The 17,085-nt window shown below is 58.9% G+C and carries 19 protein-coding genes; 13 read left to right on the top strand and 6 right to left on the bottom strand.

Annotated elements, in window-relative coordinates:
* Positions 1–85: 85 nt before the first annotated feature.
* Positions 86–373: a YggT family protein gene (locus tag BV911_RS08045; protein WP_086053089.1), complete on the bottom strand. Its 288-nt coding sequence runs from the start codon at positions 371–373 to the stop codon at positions 86–88.
* 168 nt (positions 374–541) lie between these two features.
* Between BV911_RS08045 and BV911_RS08040 the strand changes: the two genes are divergently transcribed.
* The 5 genes from BV911_RS08040 (at position 542) to BV911_RS08020 (ending at position 4,982) form a co-directional block, all read left to right on the top strand.
* Positions 542–1,105, top strand: coding sequence for an acyl-CoA thioesterase (locus tag BV911_RS08040; protein WP_086053088.1), 564 nt, complete (start codon positions 542–544; stop codon positions 1,103–1,105).
* Between the two features lie 306 nt (positions 1,106–1,411).
* On the top strand, positions 1,412–2,305 hold the full coding sequence (gene mepA / locus BV911_RS08035) for a penicillin-insensitive murein endopeptidase (RefSeq protein ID WP_086053120.1): 894 nt from the start codon (positions 1,412–1,414) through the stop codon (positions 2,303–2,305).
* Positions 2,278–3,180 carry an esterase-like activity of phytase family protein gene (locus BV911_RS08030; RefSeq protein WP_086053087.1) on the top strand — a complete coding sequence of 301 codons (903 nt, stop codon included), beginning with the start codon at positions 2,278–2,280 and terminating at the stop codon, positions 3,178–3,180. Before mepA ends, BV911_RS08030 begins: the two co-directional genes overlap by 28 nt.
* Positions 3,181–3,294: 114 nt before the next feature.
* Positions 3,295–4,281 (top strand): esterase-like activity of phytase family protein, encoded by a 987-nt coding sequence (locus tag BV911_RS08025; protein WP_086053086.1) that lies wholly within the window; start codon positions 3,295–3,297, stop codon positions 4,279–4,281.
* Between the two features lie 80 nt (positions 4,282–4,361).
* Positions 4,362–4,982 carry a queuosine precursor transporter gene (locus BV911_RS08020; protein WP_086053085.1) on the top strand — a complete coding sequence of 207 codons (621 nt, stop codon included), beginning with the start codon at positions 4,362–4,364 and terminating at the stop codon, positions 4,980–4,982.
* Between the two features lie 350 nt (positions 4,983–5,332).
* On the opposite strand, the gene BV911_RS08015 is transcribed toward BV911_RS08020, so the two are convergent.
* Positions 5,333–6,160 (bottom strand): GNAT family N-acetyltransferase, encoded by an 828-nt coding sequence (locus tag BV911_RS08015; RefSeq protein ID WP_086053119.1) that lies wholly within the window; start codon positions 6,158–6,160, stop codon positions 5,333–5,335.
* Between the two features lie 396 nt (positions 6,161–6,556).
* Here BV911_RS08015 and BV911_RS08010 point away from each other — a divergent pair, with 396 nt between their 5' ends.
* The 5 genes from BV911_RS08010 (at position 6,557) to BV911_RS07990 (ending at position 11,292) form a co-directional block, all read left to right on the top strand.
* Positions 6,557–7,540, top strand: coding sequence for an ABC transporter ATP-binding protein (locus BV911_RS08010; protein WP_086053084.1), 984 nt, complete (start codon positions 6,557–6,559; stop codon positions 7,538–7,540).
* A gap of 52 nt (positions 7,541–7,592) precedes the next feature.
* Complete coding sequence (locus BV911_RS08005) at positions 7,593–8,873, top strand: PotD/PotF family extracellular solute-binding protein (protein WP_086053083.1); 1,281 nt, start codon at positions 7,593–7,595, stop codon at positions 8,871–8,873.
* 92 nt (positions 8,874–8,965) lie between these two features.
* Positions 8,966–9,787, top strand: coding sequence for an ABC transporter permease (locus tag BV911_RS08000; protein WP_240512193.1), 822 nt, complete (start codon positions 8,966–8,968; stop codon positions 9,785–9,787).
* Position 9,788: 1 nt separating this feature from the next.
* Complete coding sequence (locus tag BV911_RS07995; RefSeq protein ID WP_086053081.1) at positions 9,789–10,631, top strand: ABC transporter permease; 843 nt, start codon at positions 9,789–9,791, stop codon at positions 10,629–10,631.
* 7 nt (positions 10,632–10,638) lie between these two features.
* Positions 10,639–11,292: an aspartate/glutamate racemase family protein gene (locus BV911_RS07990; protein WP_086053118.1), complete on the top strand. Its 654-nt coding sequence runs from the start codon at positions 10,639–10,641 to the stop codon at positions 11,290–11,292.
* On the opposite strand, the gene BV911_RS07985 is transcribed toward BV911_RS07990, so the two are convergent.
* Both BV911_RS07985 and BV911_RS07980 read right to left on the bottom strand, forming a co-directional pair.
* A complete protein-coding gene (locus tag BV911_RS07985; RefSeq protein WP_205963819.1) occupies positions 11,289–12,404 on the bottom strand; it encodes an alpha/beta fold hydrolase in 1,116 nt (371 codons plus the stop codon). The two genes, BV911_RS07990 and BV911_RS07985, sit on opposite strands and share 4 nt — an antisense overlap.
* Positions 12,398–13,183 (bottom strand): poly(R)-hydroxyalkanoic acid synthase subunit PhaE, encoded by a 786-nt coding sequence (locus BV911_RS07980; RefSeq protein WP_168184016.1) that lies wholly within the window; start codon positions 13,181–13,183, stop codon positions 12,398–12,400. The genes BV911_RS07985 and BV911_RS07980 overlap by 7 nt, the downstream gene beginning before the upstream one ends.
* Positions 13,184–13,383: 200 nt before the next feature.
* On the opposite strand from BV911_RS07980, the gene BV911_RS07975 reads away from it, so the two are divergent.
* From BV911_RS07975 to BV911_RS07965, 3 genes are all read left to right on the top strand, one after another.
* Positions 13,384–13,761, top strand: coding sequence for a methylglyoxal synthase (locus tag BV911_RS07975; protein ID WP_086053079.1), 378 nt, complete (start codon positions 13,384–13,386; stop codon positions 13,759–13,761).
* A 95-nt stretch (positions 13,762–13,856) separates the two neighbouring features.
* Entirely contained in the window at positions 13,857–14,279 is a 423-nt protein-coding gene (gene arfB / locus BV911_RS07970) for an alternative ribosome rescue aminoacyl-tRNA hydrolase ArfB (RefSeq protein ID WP_086053078.1), read from the top strand.
* Positions 14,280–14,733: 454 nt separating this feature from the next.
* Positions 14,734–15,051, top strand: coding sequence for an H-NS family nucleoid-associated regulatory protein (locus BV911_RS07965; protein ID WP_086053077.1), 318 nt, complete (start codon positions 14,734–14,736; stop codon positions 15,049–15,051).
* An 85-nt stretch (positions 15,052–15,136) separates the two neighbouring features.
* Here the strand turns inward: BV911_RS07965 and pncB are convergent, their stop codons facing one another.
* Both pncB and pncA read right to left on the bottom strand, forming a co-directional pair.
* The gene (pncB, locus tag BV911_RS07960; protein ID WP_086053076.1) at positions 15,137–16,429 is read right to left on the bottom strand and encodes a nicotinate phosphoribosyltransferase; all 1,293 of its coding nucleotides are present in this window, start codon (positions 16,427–16,429) and stop codon (positions 15,137–15,139) included.
* A gap of 40 nt (positions 16,430–16,469) precedes the next feature.
* Positions 16,470–17,078: a bifunctional nicotinamidase/pyrazinamidase gene (gene pncA, locus BV911_RS07955; protein WP_086053075.1), complete on the bottom strand. Its 609-nt coding sequence runs from the start codon at positions 17,076–17,078 to the stop codon at positions 16,470–16,472.
* Positions 17,079–17,085: the final 7 nt, after the last annotated feature.

The following is a 17,085-nucleotide window of genomic DNA, read 5'->3' as shown; positions in this document are numbered from 1 at the left end:
GGTTTGCTCGCGTTGGCGGCAACTTCTCACGTTGAGCCAAGGCGAGCAAGCGCTGGGTGCCCGGAAATCAGGTCGGCGCGGACGCCTAATAGAAGGCGGCGGCGTTGTTCTGAAGAACGATCCGGATCGCGTAGATGCCGATCAGCACCACCAGCGGCGCCAAATCAAGGCCACCCATCGGCGGCAAGATCCGACGCAGCGGTCCATAAAGCGGCTCAAGCAGGCGGTTCAACCCGAACCAAATCTGGCGCACCAGATCCTGCTGAAGGTTCAAAACCTGAAAATTGATCAGCCAACTCATGATGATATGGGCGATGAGGATGAACCACACCACATCCAGTATGAGCAGCAGAATTTGAAGCAAGGATGTCATCAGGGGTCCTCTGAAGGGGGGAAATACACTGTTGAGGTAAGCGGGAATACCTTGAAGGGCAAGTCTTCGCGCGGGCTGGCCCGGGCCCGACTGGGCCGCGACCCCACGTCCGACTTGACCCCTGACCGGATCAGCAGAACCCTGCCCCGTCAAAATGAGAGTGCGCCTATGTATCCCGTCCTGCGTTTGTGCAAGGAACTGTTCCTCCATCGCAACGCCCCGCCACTGGGCACGTTCGACACCCACCACTCTGAACATCTCTGCTGGCCGTGGGATCTGGATGTGTTTCTGGAGCTTAACAATGGCCGAACGCTGACCCTGTATGACCTTGGCCGGATCGTGCTGTCGCGGCGCACAGGATTACGGCAAATCTTGGCCCGACAAGGATGGGGCGTCGTCGTGGCCGGGGCATCCGTGCGCTACCGCAAACGCATTCTGGCCTTCCAACGCTTTCAAATGCGCAGCAGGTGCGTCGGCTGGGATGACAAATTCTTCTACATGGAGCAAACGATGTGGCGTCAGGGTGCCTGCACCTCACACTTGCTGATCCGCGCCGCCGTCACCGATGCCCATGGGCTGGTCCGACAAGACAGGGTGGCGCAGGTGCTTGATCGCCCCGACAGCCCGCCCCTGCCTGATTGGGTCACCGCTTGGGGGCAAGCCGAGACGTTGCGACCTTGGCCGCCGATGCAAGACGCGCAAGACGCGCAAGACCGCGCTGACCGGGGATAAGGCCGGGCCACGACGGCCCGATCACCGCCCCACATTTGGCCCACCAGACACTTACAGACGCACAGCCAAATTGGTCGCGGACGTATTTTATCGCTTCCTATTGAACCGGCGCTATAACCTTTGGGACCGTGAGACCTTACAGGCAAAGTGACGTCGATTATCGCAGGCTTCCTTGTCGCTTTGGCCACCCGAACCGACTGGACGCCAACAAATGGGCATCACACTTCTGCGTGGCCTCTTCCTTATCGGCCTGATCCTGCTAATCTGGCTCGAAGCGGACAGAGACCGGGAACCCCCATGACTAAAATGCGCACAATTCGTTGGATGGCCTTCCTTGCCGGAGTCGGTGCCGCGAGCATTGCTTCAGCCGACCCCCTTGCCAATCAGTTATTTGGGGCCAAAACCTCTGGGTCGGCCCACGTGCCGCAAGCGGTTGGCACTTATGCCAAAGGCTGCGGCGCCGGATTGGTGCAATTGCCTGAAACTGGCCCGACATGGCAGGCCATGCGTCTGTCGCGCAACCGCAACTGGGGCGTTCCTGAAACCGTCGACTTCATTGAGCGGCTCAGCGCCTTTGCGGCGCGACAGCCCGGCTGGTCGGGTCTTTACGTCGGGGACATCAGCCAACCGCGCGGCGGGCCGATGCTCTCGGGCCATTCCAGCCACCAAGTCGGGTTGGACATTGACATCTGGATGCTGCCACCAAAATCCCTGCGTCTCAGCCAGAACGACCGCGAAAAGATCAGTTCAATCTCGGTCCGGGCATCGGATCAGCGCCGGGTCAATGGCAACTGGAGCGCGCAGCACGCCGCCATTCTGGAAGCCGCCGCCCGCGACGACGCGGTGGACCGAATTTTCGTCACCCCACCTGTCAAAGTTGAGCTGTGCAAATCCGCCAAACAAAGTGACCGATCCTGGATGCAAAAGATCCGGCCACTTTATGGCCATGACACCCATTTCCACGTCCGCCTGAAATGTCCAAAAGGCGACACAGTCTGCGAAACCCAGACCCCGACCGTGGCTCAACTTTCCAAAGGCGGCAATGGCTGCGACGAGACCCTTGAATGGTGGGTCACGGATTATCTGAACCCGCCTAAAGCGACGAAACCCTCCAAGCCGGCACCGAAAACGCGCGGCGTCCGGGAATACACCATGGCGGATCTGCCCAACCAATGCCAAAACGTCTTAGTCTCGCGCTAGTTTGCGCCGCGACGCTGGCCTGCTCCGGGCCCGCCCCGGCATTTCAGCAACTAGAGCGCCTTTCGACCTTCACGTGGAACAATGCCGACGACCCCAATTTTGGGGGATTTTCCGCGCTGGAAATCAGCGACGACGGCCTTAGCTTCGTCGCCGTGTCGGACCGGGCCGGGTTCGTTGAAGGCACGCTTGAACGCTCCGGCGGCAAGATCGTCGGGGTGACGGCTGGACATGTGCGGCCGCTACTCTCGCCCGAGGGGATACCCTTGCGCGATCAACAGTCGGATTCCGAGGGGCTGGCAATCGCGGCAGACGGCACTGCCTATCTGTCCTTTGAAGCCGAGAACCGCATCAGCAAGCTCTCTCTTGCGACCGGAATTACCGAAGCAATCGTCCGCCCGCCTGTGTTTTATGATCTGCAACTCAACTCGGGGCTCGAGGCGCTGGCCCTTGATCCACAAGGGCGCCCGATCACGATCCCCGAACGTTCCGGCAAGTTGGAACGCCCCTTTCCGGTCTACCGGCTTGACGGCACGACGTGGAGCACCCCCTATTCAGTGCGCCGCGACGGCCCCTATCTGATCGTCGGTGCAGATACCGGACCAGACAACCGCCTCTATGTGCTGGAACGGGATTTTTCAGGGATTTTCGGCTTTTCCAGCCGGGTTCGAAGCTTCGCTTTTGGCGACGATAGCCTGAACGACGAACGCCTTTTGATGCAAAGTCGGACGGGCCAGTTTGACAATCTAGAAGGGATTTCTGTCTGGCGCGACGAAGATGATGAGATCCGGGTCACGATGATTTCCGACGACAACCAAATTATACTCCAACGCACGGAATTCGTTGAGTTTCGTGTGCCGCGCGGCGACTCTCGATAAAGCCAATTTCCAGCATTCTAAACAAACTGGCTGCGATTTTAGGCATCTGTTAGGCTCTGTGCTATCTGTTTACCGCAATTCCCGCGTCGACGCTCTCAGCCAAGCGAGGCAGTCATGTTCCAGAACATCCGACGCGCGATCTTTTTGCTGGCGGTCTTCACAGTCCTTTGCCTTGCCGGGTGGTATGCGCTTTCCCTTGGCAGATCGTCTTCCGAACTGGAGTATGTCGGCAGCTATGCGTGGCGGGCACCAGATGACGCGCGCATGGGCGGGCTATCCGGCTTAGAACTGTCCGACGACGGCCGAACCTTCGTCGCCCTCTCGGACAGGCCGGCCCTGATCTATGGAACCTTTTTGCGGCAAGACGGGCGGATTATCGGGGTCGATGCCGACCCGGCGGCGCGGATCGTCAGCGATCTCGGCGCCTTCATCGACACTTTGTCGGGCGACACCGAAGGGTTGGCCTTGGCCTCGGACGGGCGGCTTTACGTCTCACTTGAGGGCTATCATGCGGTGAACTTCATCACCCCGGGCACCGTGATGGTCCAATGGATTCCCCCCTTTCCCGGGTTCCTCGCCCTACCCCGCAATCGCGGCCTCGAGGCGCTTGCCCTCGACCCCGAAGGGCGAATCATCGCAATTCCCGAACTTCCGTCACGGGTCGGCGCGGGCATCCCGATCTTCCGACATGAAGGGAAACCCATCGCCCATATGGACTCCCCGGACGGCACCGGACGACCGCCACCCGACCAGAACTGGACGATCCCCTACACCCTGCGCCGCGATGGGTTTTACCTGCCTGTCGGAGCCGATACTGGACCCGACGACCGACTGTATCTTTTGGAACGCGCCTCGGTCGGACTGGCGTTTTCAACCCGAATCCGCAGCTTTTCGTTCAGCCCTACAGGTCTGACCGATGAACGCTTGTTGTTACAAACCGCCTATTTCACCCATGACAATCTTGAAGGAATTTCAGTCTGGCAGGACGATCAAGGTGCGATCCGGATCACGCTGGTTTCAGACGACAATTTCAATTCCCTCCAACGGAACGAGTTCGTCGAATACCGTTTGCCCGGCACGGCCGCCCCGAAACTGCCTTGAAGACCGGCGCACGCAGGTGTAGGGGGCAGCGTCCCTCAGGGGCCAAGTCTCCGCAACCTTGTGAAAACGGAAAAATACCTATGTCACGTCTTCTTCCAGGCATGATGGCCATGGCGGCCATTGTCGTTGCTTCGAATATCCTCGTGCAGCACTTGTTCGGCCAATGGCTGACGTGGGGCGCATTCACCTATCCACTTGCCTTTCTGGTCACCGACGTCATGAACCGCGTTTACGGGGTTCGGGCCGCGCGCCGGGTCGTCATCGCCGGTTTCATTGTCGGTCTGATCTGTTCACTGATCGGCACCCAAATATCCGGCGAGTTCGGGCCGCTGGTGACATGGCGAATTGCGCTGGCATCGGGACTGGCCTTTCTGACCGCGCAGATGATGGATGTGGCGCTGTTTGATCGGCTAAGGTCGGGCCGATGGTGGCGGGCGCCGCTGGTTTCGACCCTTGTCGGCGCCACCTTAGACACCGCCATCTTCTTTTCCATCGCCTTCTCAGCAAGTTTCACCTTTCTGGATCCCGCAGCAGATGTGGCATGGGCAAACGCGGCATTACCGCTTCTTGGGCATGGTCCCGTGGTGCCGCTTTGGGTGTCTCTGGCCATGGCAGACTGGTCGGTCAAACTTGGGTTGGCGCTGATCGCGCTGGTTCCGTTCCGCATCATCGTCGCACGATTGTTGATGCGCCCGATCTGACATCAGCGGCCCCGCATCAGCGAAAGGCTCTGCAAACGCAATTCCAATGGGCATCAAAACCTACGCAGATCACAAAGTGATCTTCTGCGCCCCTATTGTGTCACATTTTCTTTGACAAATCGCAGGGCCGCGCCACACTCGGATTTAGGTTTAACAACTGAAAGGAGGTGGTCCAGTGTCTACAGAGGTATTGGAGTCAGGTGTCGGGACAATTCAGGGGCAGCGTCGCTAGGCAATCCTATCGGCCATGCGCCGCCTGAATTGGACGGAGGTCCATAACCGACCCCCCTCCTGCTATTCTCGGAAAGAGTCGTCCATCGGACGGCTCTTTTTGCTGTCAGGCATGTGGTTCAACCCAATTCCATAGTGGCAATGGCATAATAAGCCGGCGGCGCCGCAACCGGGGCAGGACCCAAATACATTCGCGCGGTTTCGAACACCGGCACCAACCCCAAATCCTCGGCCAAAGCGCACATATCTTTCCGGTCAGCCGGAATATCGAGGGATATATCAACGGCCCGGTCATGCGGAAGGCAGGCCATCAAAAGTCTAAGCGCCGAAGCCCGGTCCGGCGCATGAAGCGGACCGATTTTTACCCCCGTCCGACAGTCGCGAGCGGTAACAAATCCGAGGGGTCGCTGTGGCAGATCCAGAACAAAAGTTTCCCGATGGCGGGCCCCTTGAAGCCACGCTGCCAGATAAGCCGGTCGCATCACCCCGCAGGCCAGCGCATCCGCCGCCAGCAGTGGTTCCAAATCATTCGTTGTAAATGGGCGCACATCTTGCGACGCCTCCCCCTGCAGCAGTCCAGCATAGCGGATCGTCTGCCCGGTCCGGACAAACCCCGACCTGGCATAATTGGCCTGCTGCGCCGGAACACCGTCCAGACCGACAGACCGCGCCCCTGCCTGCGCCAATCCGGCCGACCAAATTGCCATGCCAAGGCCTTGGCCGCGATAGTTCGGGTGCACCAAATAGAGGCCCAAAAAGGCCTGCTCGGGGCTGTGATTGACAACTGAAATCGCCGAAACCAGCTTTCCGTCCTGTTCACCCACAAGAAAACCGCCCGGATCGGCCGCCAGAAAGGCGGGCGCATCCTCCATGCCGGGGTTCCAACCCTCATCCGCAGCCCAGTTTAAAACCTGCGTCAGGTCTGCCTCTGTCATGGTTCGGATCATTGGACCCTCATCAAAGTCTTGTGCACACTGGGCGTCACCGCGGGGGGCAGCCGCAAACCTGGCGCCGAAAAGAGATGGCACCAATGTGCTGACATCGCGTTTTGGACGGAACATTCGCACCATGCCTGTTCCCTGTTGATCAACCGATCCGTCACTGTCGTCTCCTTCGCCGGGGTCTAATCGTTCTGACGTGCGACAGATCCAAGGCCAAGTTTTCCTGACTGTGGACCGTTGGCGACCCGATTGCATCCGGCTTTATGCCGTAAAACCGCGCACGCCACCACAGAACCGCATAATATTTAATCAATATCCATGCCTTTCGTCCGCCCGCGTTCGGTTTTCCGTCGAACCCTATGAGGTCGTGCCGCAGGGTCGCCTCAACAAAGAGGAACAGATATGGCCGGACCCTCCACCCTTGAATTGATTTCCCTGACCAAGCGCTATGGCACCTCACTGGCAGTGACATCGATCAACCACAAGTTTCGCAGTGGCAGCTATGCTTGCCTGTTGGGACCGTCGGGTTGCGGGAAATCGACCACACTTCGGATGATTGCCGGGCACGAGGCGGTTACCAGCGGATCCATTCTTCTGGCCGGATCTGACATCTCGCACCTGCCCCCAGCCAAGCGCGGCACGGCGATGATGTTTCAGAATTACGCGCTGTTTCCGCATCTGTCCGTCCTCGACAATGTGGCGTTCAGCCTGAAGATGAAAGGCGTCGACAAGCCAACCCGCCATCGCCGTGCCGGTGAATTGCTGGAATTGGTAGATATGTCGAAATTCGGGGCGCGGCTGCCGGCGCAATTGTCCGGCGGTCAGCAGCAGCGCATCGCACTGGCCCGGGCGCTGATCACCCAGCCTCAGGTTCTTCTGCTCGACGAACCGCTGTCGGCCCTCGACCCGTTTCTGCGGATTCGGATGCGTACCGAGTTGAAAAAACTCCAGCGCGAACTGGGCATTACCTTCATCCACGTCACCCATGGACAAGACGAGGCGCTGGCGCTGGCCGATGAGATTGTCGTCATGAACAACGCAGTGATTGAACAGGCCGGACCTGCCCGCGAGGTCTTTAATGCGCCACGTACCAAATTCGTGGCGCAATTTATGGGCGGCCATAACGTAATTGATCTGGCCAATGGGCCGGTCGCCGTGCGCAGCGATGAGGTCAGCCTGACCGACGTCGGGACCGGGGTGCTGCCAGCTGTGGTGACCGCCATCGAATATCAAGGGGCGCATGTTGCACTGATGGCCCGTGCCCACGGTGCCCAAGATATTACTGCGATGATCCCAGAGGCCACATTCTTCAGCGCCCCCAAAGAGATCGGCCAGCCGGTCGGCCTGACATGGCCGGCCGACCGGCAACATGCGCTGGCCGGATAATCAGACGGCCCGCGAACACCCACACCTCCCCCTACGAAACCGGAGACAGACCATGACAGGGACCACCCAACGCCTGAACCGCCGCAGCGTCTTGAAAGGGGCAGCCGCAACGGCAACCCTTGCCGGGGCCAGTACGCTGGGCGCACCGATGATCTGGGCGCAAAACATCAAGAACGTCACCCTGCGCCAGTTCGGCACCGGCGTATCGAACCTCAATGATGTCGGCAATAAGGTAAAAGAAGACCTTGGCTTCACACTAGAGATGACCGCGTTGGACAGTGACAGCGTCACCCAGCGTGCCGCGACCCAGCCGAACAGCTTTGACATCGCCGATATCGAATACTGGATCTGCAAGAAGGTCTGGCCGACCGGCAATCTGCAGGCGATGGATGTGTCGCGCATCGACCTGTTCGACAAGATCGTGCCGATTTTCACCACCGGCAAACTGACCCCGGAAAGCACCGTCGCCCAAGGCACCGCGCCCTCGACCGTGGGCTTTGTAGAGGGCCCCGACGGCACCAGTTTCGCCACTGAGCCGACCAACTGGATGACCCTGATCCCGACCATCTATAATGCCGATACGCTGGGCATCCGCCCCGATCTGATTGGCCGTCCGATCAACAACTGGTCGGAATTGCTGAACCCGGAATTCAAAGGCAAAGCCTCGCTTTTGGACATCTCGTCAATCGGGATCATGGATATGGCCATGGTGTGCGAGTCGATGGGTGAAATCACCTATGGCGACAAGGGCAACATGACCCGCAGTGAGATCGACCAGACGCTGGCGATCTTCACCGAAGCCAAGAAAGCCGGTCAGTTCCGCGCCTTCTGGAAATCCTTCGACGAAAGCGTCAACCTGATGGCATCGGGCGAAGTGGTGATCCAGTCGATGTGGTCGCCCGCCATCACTGCGGTGCGGTCCAAAGGCATTCCTTGCGTCTACCAGCCGCTGGAAGAAGGCTATCGCAGTTGGGGCGGCGGCATTGGCCTGTCCAAAAGCCTCAGCGGTCTCGAACTGGACGCCGCATACGAATACATTAACTGGTATCTCTCCGGCTGGGTCGGTGGCTATTTGATGCGGCAGGGCTATTACTCTGCCGTTCCGGAAACCTCGAAAGGGTTCATGACCCCGAACGAATGGGGCTTCTGGTTCGAAGGCAAGCCCGCAACAGCCGACATCCTCAACCCGCAAGGCGTGGTCATGGAAACGGCCGGGGCGGTTCGCGATGGCGGCTCGTTCTACGACCGGATGGGCGCCGTCGCCTGCTGGAACGCTGTCATGGACGAAAACCAGTACATGGTCCGCAAATGGAACGAGTTCATCGCCGCATGACCATCGCAGGCACAAAATCGGGGGCCGGCAGCGTCGGTCCCCTGCGCAAATCCAGCGGGATCAAGGGGCGACCGGGACTGGTCGGCTGGCTGATGGCCAGCCCACTGGTTCTGGTGTTGGTGTTGTTTCTGGTCATGCCGATTATCATGATCGGCACCGTCAGCTTTTGGCGCGCCACCGAATTTTCGATCATCCCGGCGTTTGACTTTGAAAACTATTCCTTCCTGTTTGGATCGCCCGTCACCTACAGCGTCTTTCTGAATACGCTGAAATACGCCCTGATCACATGGGCGGTCACCCTGACGCTGGGCTATACCGTCGCCTACTTCCTTGCCTTTCATGTGCGCAGCCTGACATGGCAGATCGTTTTGTTCCTGCTATGCACGATCCCATTCTGGACCTCGAACATCATCCGGATGATCAGCTGGATCCCATTTTTGGGCCGCAATGGCATCGCCAACTCTGCCTTGCTGTCCTGGGGGGTAATCGACGAACCGCTGGACTGGCTGCTGTTCTCGGACTTTTCGGTGATCCTTGCTTTTGTGCATCTCTACACCCTGTTCATGGTTGTGCCGATCTTCAACACCATGATGCGGATCGACAAATCCCTGATTGAGGCCGCCCGCGACGGCGGTGCCAACGGGCTTCAAATCCTGTGGAACGTCATCATCCCCCTGACCAAGCCCGGCATCATGATCGGCACCATCTTCGTCGTGACCCTTGTGATGGGCGATTTCGTCACCGTGCGGATCATGTCCGGCAGCCAATCAGCCAATGTCGGACGGCTGATCTCTAACGACATCGCGCTGCTGCAATATCCCTCTGCGGCGGCAACGGCTGTAGTGTTGCTGTGCAGTGTGCTGATTGTGATCGGCATCTTCCTGCGCTTCGTCGATATTCGGAAAGAGCTTTGACATGCACGAAAAACGCCCCAAAAGCTTTTACGTCCTCGCCGGGATCTTCGGCCTGTTCTTGCTATTCCTCTACGGTCCGACCATCACCATCGGCATCTTGTCCTTTCAAGGGCCGTCCGGCGGGTTGACCTTCCCGATGCGCGGCACCTCAATCCATTGGTTTGCCGATCTGTTCGAACAACAGGCGGTCGGCGATATCTGGGGTTCTTTCTGGCGCAGCATCACCCTTGGTCTCATGGTGATGGTCACCACCGTCGTCGTCTCGGTCATGGGCGGACTGGCGTTCCGCAAGCACTTTCCGGGGTCAGGGCTGGTGTTCTACCTGATCATCACCTCTCTGGTGATCCCGTCGATCCTGATCTCACTCGGGGTTGGGCTGATCTTCAATCAATTGGGGCTGCCGGTGCATTGGGCCACGTCCGGGTTTGGATCGCAACTGACATGGACCCTGCCCTTCGGCCTTCTGATCATGTTCGCCGTCTTCAACCGCTTTGACAAAAGCTATGAAGAAGCCGCCCGCGATCAGGGCGCCAGCGCGTGGCAAACCCTGCGCTACGTGGTTTTGCCAATCATCGCCCCGTCCCTGATCGGGGTCGCCCTGTTCGGGTTCACCCTCAGCTATGATGAGTTTGCCCGGACCTTGTTGACCTCGGGCAGTTACAACACCCTCCCGCTGGAGATTTACGGCATGACCACCAATGTCACCACCCCGGTGATCTATGCGTTGGGGACACTGACAACCCTGTTTTCACTGTTGATCATCGCCGTTTTTCTGGTCACCGTGCTTGTGCTGGGTCGGCGCAAGGCCAAGACCGGCTCGGATGCCGGTCAGGGTCTGGTGTGATCCGGCCATGAGCACCATCCTGATCAATCCCAACAGCACCAAAGCCATGACGGCGCGGATCGTGCAAACAGCCCGCGACGCCGCCCCGTACCAAACCTTCGACGGCTGGACCTCGCATCTTGGGCCTGCCTCCATTCAGGGGCCAGAAGACGGGGCCGCTGCGGTGCCGCCATTGCTTCGACTGGTGGATGATGCCAGCGCAGCCGGGGCCGATGGCATCATCATCGCTTGTTTTGACGATACCGGTCTGGCCGAGGCCCGCGCCCGTGCCGCCTGCCCGGTTATTGGCATCGGACAAGCGGCCTATCACCTCGCCGCGCTTACCGGGCAGCGGTTTTCGGTCGTGACCACGCTGGGCGTATCGGTACCGATCTTAGAGGATAACATCCGCGCCGAGGGTTTATGGCATGCCTGCGGCCGGGTCCGCGCCAGCGAAGTGCCGGTTCTTGCGCTTGAATCTGGCGCGTCCGACGTGATCGCGGCAGTGATTTCCCACTGCCGCGCCGCCCTGTCCGAAGACGGGGTCGATTGCATCATCTTAGGCTGTGCTGGCATGTCCGAGGTGGTGGACGCCGTCCGCGCCGCCATCGACGCCCCGATCATCGATCCGGTCGCCGCCGCCGCACAGGTCAGCGCGGCGGCCCGGCAGTTTCGGGTTTAGGGCCGCACCCGCAACCAGTCCACGATCCCGCGCTGCACGACCGATTGGCTTTTCTCGCCAACAAACACCCCAATATGGCCACAGGGCAGTGCCAGTTCGGTGTAATCCGTGCTGCCGACCAGCCCGGCCAGCGCCGTAGAGCAAGGCGGCGGCACGATATGATCATGCTGCGCATAAATGTTCAGGATCGGCAGGGTCAAACTGCCCAGATCTATCCGGGCGCCAGAGATCTCGAATGTGCCGCGCACCAGCCGGTTCTCTTTATAGAGATCAATCAACCATTGTCGCGCCGCCGCGCCGGGATGATGCGGCCGGTCCGCCAGCCATTTCTCCATGCGCAGAAAATTCAACATCCGGGGTTCATCTGCCGCCAAATCCAAGAGATCTCGGTTGTATTTCGTCAACGTCTTCAGCGGAGTCATCGCCAGAAAGACCGCCGCCATAATCTCGCCCGGCAAGTTCCCATAAGTGCCGATCAGCCCCTCGATATCTTCGTCTGCCAGATTGCGGGTCCACAGGTTCACAAACCCATGGCTGGGATCGGCATCCTTTAGATCGCCATGAAAGTCGATCGGCGTCACCGTCAGGATCAAGTTCCGCACTTTCTGGGGGTGCCGGGCCGCATAAAGCGTCGAGAAGACCCCGCCTTCGCAAATTCCCAACAGGGTCACAGCCGAGGCTCCGGTCGCCTGACAGATCTGATCGACACAATCGTCGAGATACCAATCCACATAATCATCAATCGTCAGATATTGATCGGCCCGGGTCGGGTGCCCCCAATCCACCACGAACAAATCCACATTGTCCGCCAGCAGATTGCGCACCAGACTGCGGTCTTCCTGTAAGTCGATCATCCAAGGTCGCCCAATCAGTCCGTAGACGATCAGCACCGGCCCGATCGGTGCAGGCCCCGTGTCAGCGCGGTCATAGCGAAACAGCGTCATGCGGTCCTGTTGCAGAACTGGGTGCTTGGGCGCGGTTGCGATCTGAATATCATCTGCCTCAACATGGGACAGCGTCTCAAGACAGCGCAGGAAATTGGTGCCGACCTCTAGAAGGTCATGCAGACCCTTATTTTCACCCGGACCCGCCGCCATCTGGCCGATCAGCACCCGCTGCCGGGGTGCACTGCCATCGACGCATCGGCCAATTGCTTGCGCAACTCGCGCACTTGGCGGCGCAGCACGTGCAAGGTCAGATGCATATCATCGATCTCGGACCGTGTGGGGATCGCATGCGCCTCGCACCAGCTTTCGATCACGTCGCGTTCCCGCTGACGATAGGCGACGCCCGCCCGCAGCAACATGCGCTGCGCGTCCAAAAAAGGTTCAGAACGTTGGGTCGCGATCAACTCATCATTGGCAATGGCAAGCCAACGGTCCGACAACGCCCGCGGTCCGGACGCAGCCAACGCCGGATCGGCATTCACCACCTCCGCGAAAGTTTCAAAGGCCCGCATCCACGCTTGACCCATGACCAAGCGATAGCGCGCACCCGCCTCGCACAACGTCGCCCAGTCTTGGGCGACCGATTGCAATTTGGGATCAGCCGCGCCAAGCCCTGACAGGTTGTGTCCCTCCAAAAGCTTGCGCAGGGTCACGTTAATATCGTCAGAACCAGCGCCCAGAAACTGCGCCGGGTCCAGCATCCGCCGCAAGGTTTCAAGAGCAGTATCATCGCCCGATCCGGCTGGGCTAAGCTTGGAAACCCAATCTGCGCGCAGATGGTTCGCCTCATCCCAGAATGCATTCGCAGCGGCACCATCGCCGCCTGCGGCATCCACGGCCGACCCGACAGCCTTCCAGAACGGCTCTTGCGCCTGAAGAGCCGTGATCTGCGCGCTCAGCAAAGCGTCCAGAAAGGGGCTGAAAGGGGATGCGGACTGTGACATTCCCCTTCCATACAGCGCTTTTACGACGATGTCGCGCGGATCGCAGCAGGAACCGCTCGGACAGATGTATTTCCCATGCGCCGATCCGCACCATGCGGCTTTTCGGGCACTTTCGCGGCCCCGCATTGCCGCGCCAGAAAAACCCTCTCAACACGGCGGCCCAAACGTGTATGACACTCTCGACCCAGCAGGAGTGCCCCATGTCCCGCAAACAGACCCTTGCCCTTGTGGCGCATGATGCCAAGAAATCAATGTTGATCGACTGGGCTCGGCCCCGGGTTGATGTTCTGGCCAAGTTCGATCTTTACGCCACCGGCACCACCGGCGGACGATTACATGACGATCTGGGGCTGACGGTCATCCGAATGAAAAGCGGCCCGCTTGGCGGTGACGCCCAGCTTGGTGCGATGATCGCCGAAGGCCGGCTTGACGGGCTGATCTTCTTCACCGACCCGCTATCCGCCCTGCCCCATGATGTTGACGTCAAATCCTTGCTGCGACTGGCGGTGTATTACGATATCCCCCTCGCCATGAGCCCGGCCAGCGCTGCCGCCATTCTCGGGTTGCTGGCGACTTAGCCGCACGTCCAGCGCGACCCTCTGCCAATTTCCGGTGAATGGCGCTATGAGGGGCCTGAAACGGGGTCGCAAAGGACCAAGCAAAGGGCCGCGCCATGCTGGAAATCACCGATCAAATCGCCCTACAGGATTGGGAGATGACCGAAAGTTTTACCCGGTCCTCGGGGCCGGGTGGTCAGAACGTCAACAAAGTCTCAACCGCCGTCGAACTGCGCTTTGAAGCAGCCAGAAGCCCGAACCTGACCGATCCTGTTAAGGCGCGGCTCAAACGGCTGGCCGGACGGCGCTGGACCGAAGAGGGGGCGCTGCTGCTGAGGGTTGAAGACACCCGAAGTCAGGCCCGCAACCGCGACATCGCCCGCGAGCGCCTTGCCGAACTAATTCGCGCTGCCCTGATCACCCCAAAACGCCGCCGCCCGACGAAACCCACCAAGGCCAGCGTCCGCCGGCGGCTGGCGGGAAAGTCTCAGCGCAGCACGGTGAAATCGCTCCGCGGCAAGGTTGACGATGCAGAATAGGTCGTCTGACGGCCCAGTCGAAGGATCATCAGATAAATCTGATATGGGCTCAATATTTCAGTTTTGAATAATCTTCGCTGCGCCCTGCCCGATTATTGCTATCAAGCAAACGATATCCAACGCTCTTTCCAGAAATTGGACCGTTCCATCGTAAGGGCATCGATCACGCGACTTACGAAATCAACACTTCAACATGACTCCATGCCAAAAATTTATAAACTTTATATGGAACCAAAACCAATTATGGCGCGTTTTGCATTTACCCTGCGTCAATTAATAAAAAGCGCCCCTTGATTACATGAGTTCCGATAAACAATTTTCCGCCATTTAACGATCATCCCTTAAAGAGGGGCTTTTATTTTCAAATTGATCTTTATATAAAAGGATGCATCGGGTGGCTCAATGTTAATTGCCTCCCTACGGAACGCCATCAAACAAAGAAAAGATGACAAGAATGCCAGATAAAGACCTGTCCAAATTGTCGCTGGAAGAACTTAAAATTCTACAGAGCAATGTCAAAAAGGCGATCGACAGCTTCGAAGACCGCCGCCGCAAAGAAGCGATTGCCGTAGTCGAAGCCAAGGCACGGGAAATGGGTTTCTCCGTTTCCGACCTCTATGGCACATCGAAGAAGGACAAGCTTCCGCTTCCGCCGAAATACCGCCATCCGGAAGATCCGTCGCGAACCTGGAGCGGACGCGGGCGCAAGCCGCATTGGATCAACGAAGCCACAGCCAATGGTCAGTCGCTGGACGAATTTCTGATCGCCTGATCCGCGCTACAAATTTCTGGTCGTCGGACGCCTCCCTGTCCGACGACCAAATTCTCGATGCGCATATCCCTGCCAGTGATAGGTGTTAAACCACGACATCCATCGACAGTTGTGGCCCGACATCGAAGACACGCTTATAACGCGCAACCTCGTCATCCGGCCCCATGGCCTTGTTCGGATTGTCGCTCAGCTTGACCGTCGGACGACCGTCAGCCGACACCGCCTTACACACCAGTGAGAACGGATCGAGGGCATTTCCGGGAACCAAGCCCCTGAAGTCATTGGTCAAAAGCGTTCCCCAGCCAAACGACACCTTGACGCGCCCGCGGAACCGATTTTGCAGCTCCAGCATCTTGTCCACATCCAGACCGTCGGAAAAAATCACCAACTTCTGACGGGGATCTTCGCCGCGGCTTTTCCACCATCGGATTGCCGTCTCAGCCCCGGTCGCCGGATCGCCACTGTCGATCCGAATGCCCGTCCATCCCGCCAGCCAGTCCGGCGCCCCGGCCAAAAAGCCCTCGGTGCCATAGGTGTCCGGCAGGATCATCCGAAGATTGCCGTCATGTTCTTCATGCCAATCCGCCAACACCCGATACGGCGCCTGCAGTAACTCTGCGTCACCATCGGCCAATGCCGAATAGACCATCGGCAGTTCATGGGCATTGGTGCCGATCGCTTCGACTTCACGGCGCATCGCGATCAGACAGTTGGACGTGCCGACAAAACTTTGTCCCAGCCCTTCCATCATCGCCTGCACGCACCAGTCCTGCCACAGGAACGAATGGCGGCGACGCGTGCCAAAATCAGCGATCCGCAGGGCGGGATCCTCGCGAAGTCGCTCAACCTTCTCCCACAGCTTGGTCATCGCCCGCGCATAGAGTACTTCCAGTTCGAACCGGCCCATGTCCTTCAGAACCGCGCGGCCACGCAATTCCATCAGCACTGCCAGCGCCGGGATCTCCCACATCATCACTTCCGGCCAACTGCCCTCGAACGTCAGCTCATACTGCCCGTCGCGCTTTTCCAGATGATAGGGCGGCAGGCGCAATTGTTCGAACCATTCCATGAAGTCGGGTCGAAACATCTGCCGCTTGCCGTAGAAGGTGTTGCCGCGCAAAAATGTGCTTTCGCCGCGGGATAGGCGCAATGTCCGAATATGGTCCAATTGCTCTCGCAATTCGCCTTCATCCACCAAATCGGCAAGGCGGATCGATTTCGTGCGATTAATCAGGCTGAAACGGACGATTGTGTCCGGCTTATTGCGAAAGACCGATTGGCACATCAAAAGTTTGTAAAAATCTGTATCCAAAAGCGACCGGACGATTTGATCGACCTTCCACTTATGATTGTAAACTCGCGTGGCGATGTCGACCATCTCACATCCCTCTCCGCCCGATCCTTGCCGGGCTATTGGCTTAGCCGGTGATCGTAACGCCCGCGGCTGTCATATCGCCCATGGCCGCTTCCAGCGATCCCGCCACATTGATCGCGCGGCAAGCCGCGGTCAGCACCTCAACCGTATAACCATGCCGGGCCGCGTCCACCGCCGAATAACTGACACAAAAGTCCAGAGCCAGCCCAACCACCGTGACCGACGTGATCCCTTTGTTACGCAGATATCCGTCCAACCCGGTCGGGGTGGTGCGGTCGTTCTCATAAAATGCCGAATAGCTGTCGACAGCCCGGTTCGTCCCTTTGCGCAGAATCATCTGGGCCCGGTCGCGATGCAGGTCCGGGTGAAACGCCGCACCCGTGCTGCCCTGCACACAATGATCCGGCCACAGTACCTGCGGGCCATAGGCCAGCTCGATCATCTCCATTGGCGCGCGCCCGGGATGCTGACTTGCAAAAGAGCTATGGGCCTCCGGGTGCCAGTCCTGCGACAGCACAACCGTCTGAAATTCCGTAATCAACCCATTGATCACAGGCACAACCTGCGCACCGCCGGGCACAGCCAAACGGCCCCCCTCGCAGAAGTCATTCTGGACGTCGATCACGAGAAGAGCGTCAGTGAGGGGGCGCATCGCGGGT

The organism is Pseudoruegeria sp. SK021 (assembly GCF_002119405.1).
Lineage (GTDB): Bacteria > Pseudomonadota > Alphaproteobacteria > Rhodobacterales > Rhodobacteraceae > Meridianimarinicoccus.
Note: the sequence above shows the minus strand (reverse complement) of the source record. Positions and strands in the feature narration are given on the sequence as shown.

What these genes read in the sequence shown, in the direction of transcription:
- BV911_RS08045 (WP_086053089.1), bottom strand. Translation starts at nt 373, where the DNA reads ATGACATCCTTGCTTCAAATTCTGCTGCTCATACTGGATGTGGTGTGG.
- BV911_RS08040 (WP_086053088.1), top strand. Translation starts at nt 542, where the DNA reads ATGTATCCCGTCCTGCGTTTGTGCAAGGAACTGTTCCTCCATCGCAAC.
- mepA (WP_086053120.1), top strand. Translation starts at nt 1,412, where the DNA reads ATGCGCACAATTCGTTGGATGGCCTTCCTTGCCGGAGTCGGTGCCGCG.
- BV911_RS08030 (WP_086053087.1), top strand. Translation starts at nt 2,278, where the DNA reads ATGCCAAAACGTCTTAGTCTCGCGCTAGTTTGCGCCGCGACGCTGGCC.
- BV911_RS08025 (WP_086053086.1), top strand. Translation starts at nt 3,295, where the DNA reads ATGTTCCAGAACATCCGACGCGCGATCTTTTTGCTGGCGGTCTTCACA.
- BV911_RS08020 (WP_086053085.1), top strand. Translation starts at nt 4,362, where the DNA reads ATGTCACGTCTTCTTCCAGGCATGATGGCCATGGCGGCCATTGTCGTT.
- BV911_RS08015 (WP_086053119.1), bottom strand. Translation starts at nt 6,160, where the DNA reads ATGATCCGAACCATGACAGAGGCAGACCTGACGCAGGTTTTAAACTGG.
- BV911_RS08010 (WP_086053084.1), top strand. Translation starts at nt 6,557, where the DNA reads ATGGCCGGACCCTCCACCCTTGAATTGATTTCCCTGACCAAGCGCTAT.
- BV911_RS08005 (WP_086053083.1), top strand. Translation starts at nt 7,593, where the DNA reads ATGACAGGGACCACCCAACGCCTGAACCGCCGCAGCGTCTTGAAAGGG.
- BV911_RS08000 (WP_240512193.1), top strand. Translation starts at nt 8,966, where the DNA reads ATGGCCAGCCCACTGGTTCTGGTGTTGGTGTTGTTTCTGGTCATGCCG.
- BV911_RS07995 (WP_086053081.1), top strand. Translation starts at nt 9,789, where the DNA reads ATGCACGAAAAACGCCCCAAAAGCTTTTACGTCCTCGCCGGGATCTTC.
- BV911_RS07990 (WP_086053118.1), top strand. Translation starts at nt 10,639, where the DNA reads ATGAGCACCATCCTGATCAATCCCAACAGCACCAAAGCCATGACGGCG.
- BV911_RS07980 (WP_168184016.1), bottom strand. Translation starts at nt 13,183, where the DNA reads ATGTCACAGTCCGCATCCCCTTTCAGCCCCTTTCTGGACGCTTTGCTG.
- BV911_RS07975 (WP_086053079.1), top strand. Translation starts at nt 13,384, where the DNA reads ATGTCCCGCAAACAGACCCTTGCCCTTGTGGCGCATGATGCCAAGAAA.
- arfB (WP_086053078.1), top strand. Translation starts at nt 13,857, where the DNA reads ATGCTGGAAATCACCGATCAAATCGCCCTACAGGATTGGGAGATGACC.
- BV911_RS07965 (WP_086053077.1), top strand. Translation starts at nt 14,734, where the DNA reads ATGCCAGATAAAGACCTGTCCAAATTGTCGCTGGAAGAACTTAAAATT.
- pncB (WP_086053076.1), bottom strand. Translation starts at nt 16,429, where the DNA reads ATGGTCGACATCGCCACGCGAGTTTACAATCATAAGTGGAAGGTCGAT.
- pncA (WP_086053075.1), bottom strand. Translation starts at nt 17,078, where the DNA reads ATGCGCCCCCTCACTGACGCTCTTCTCGTGATCGACGTCCAGAATGAC.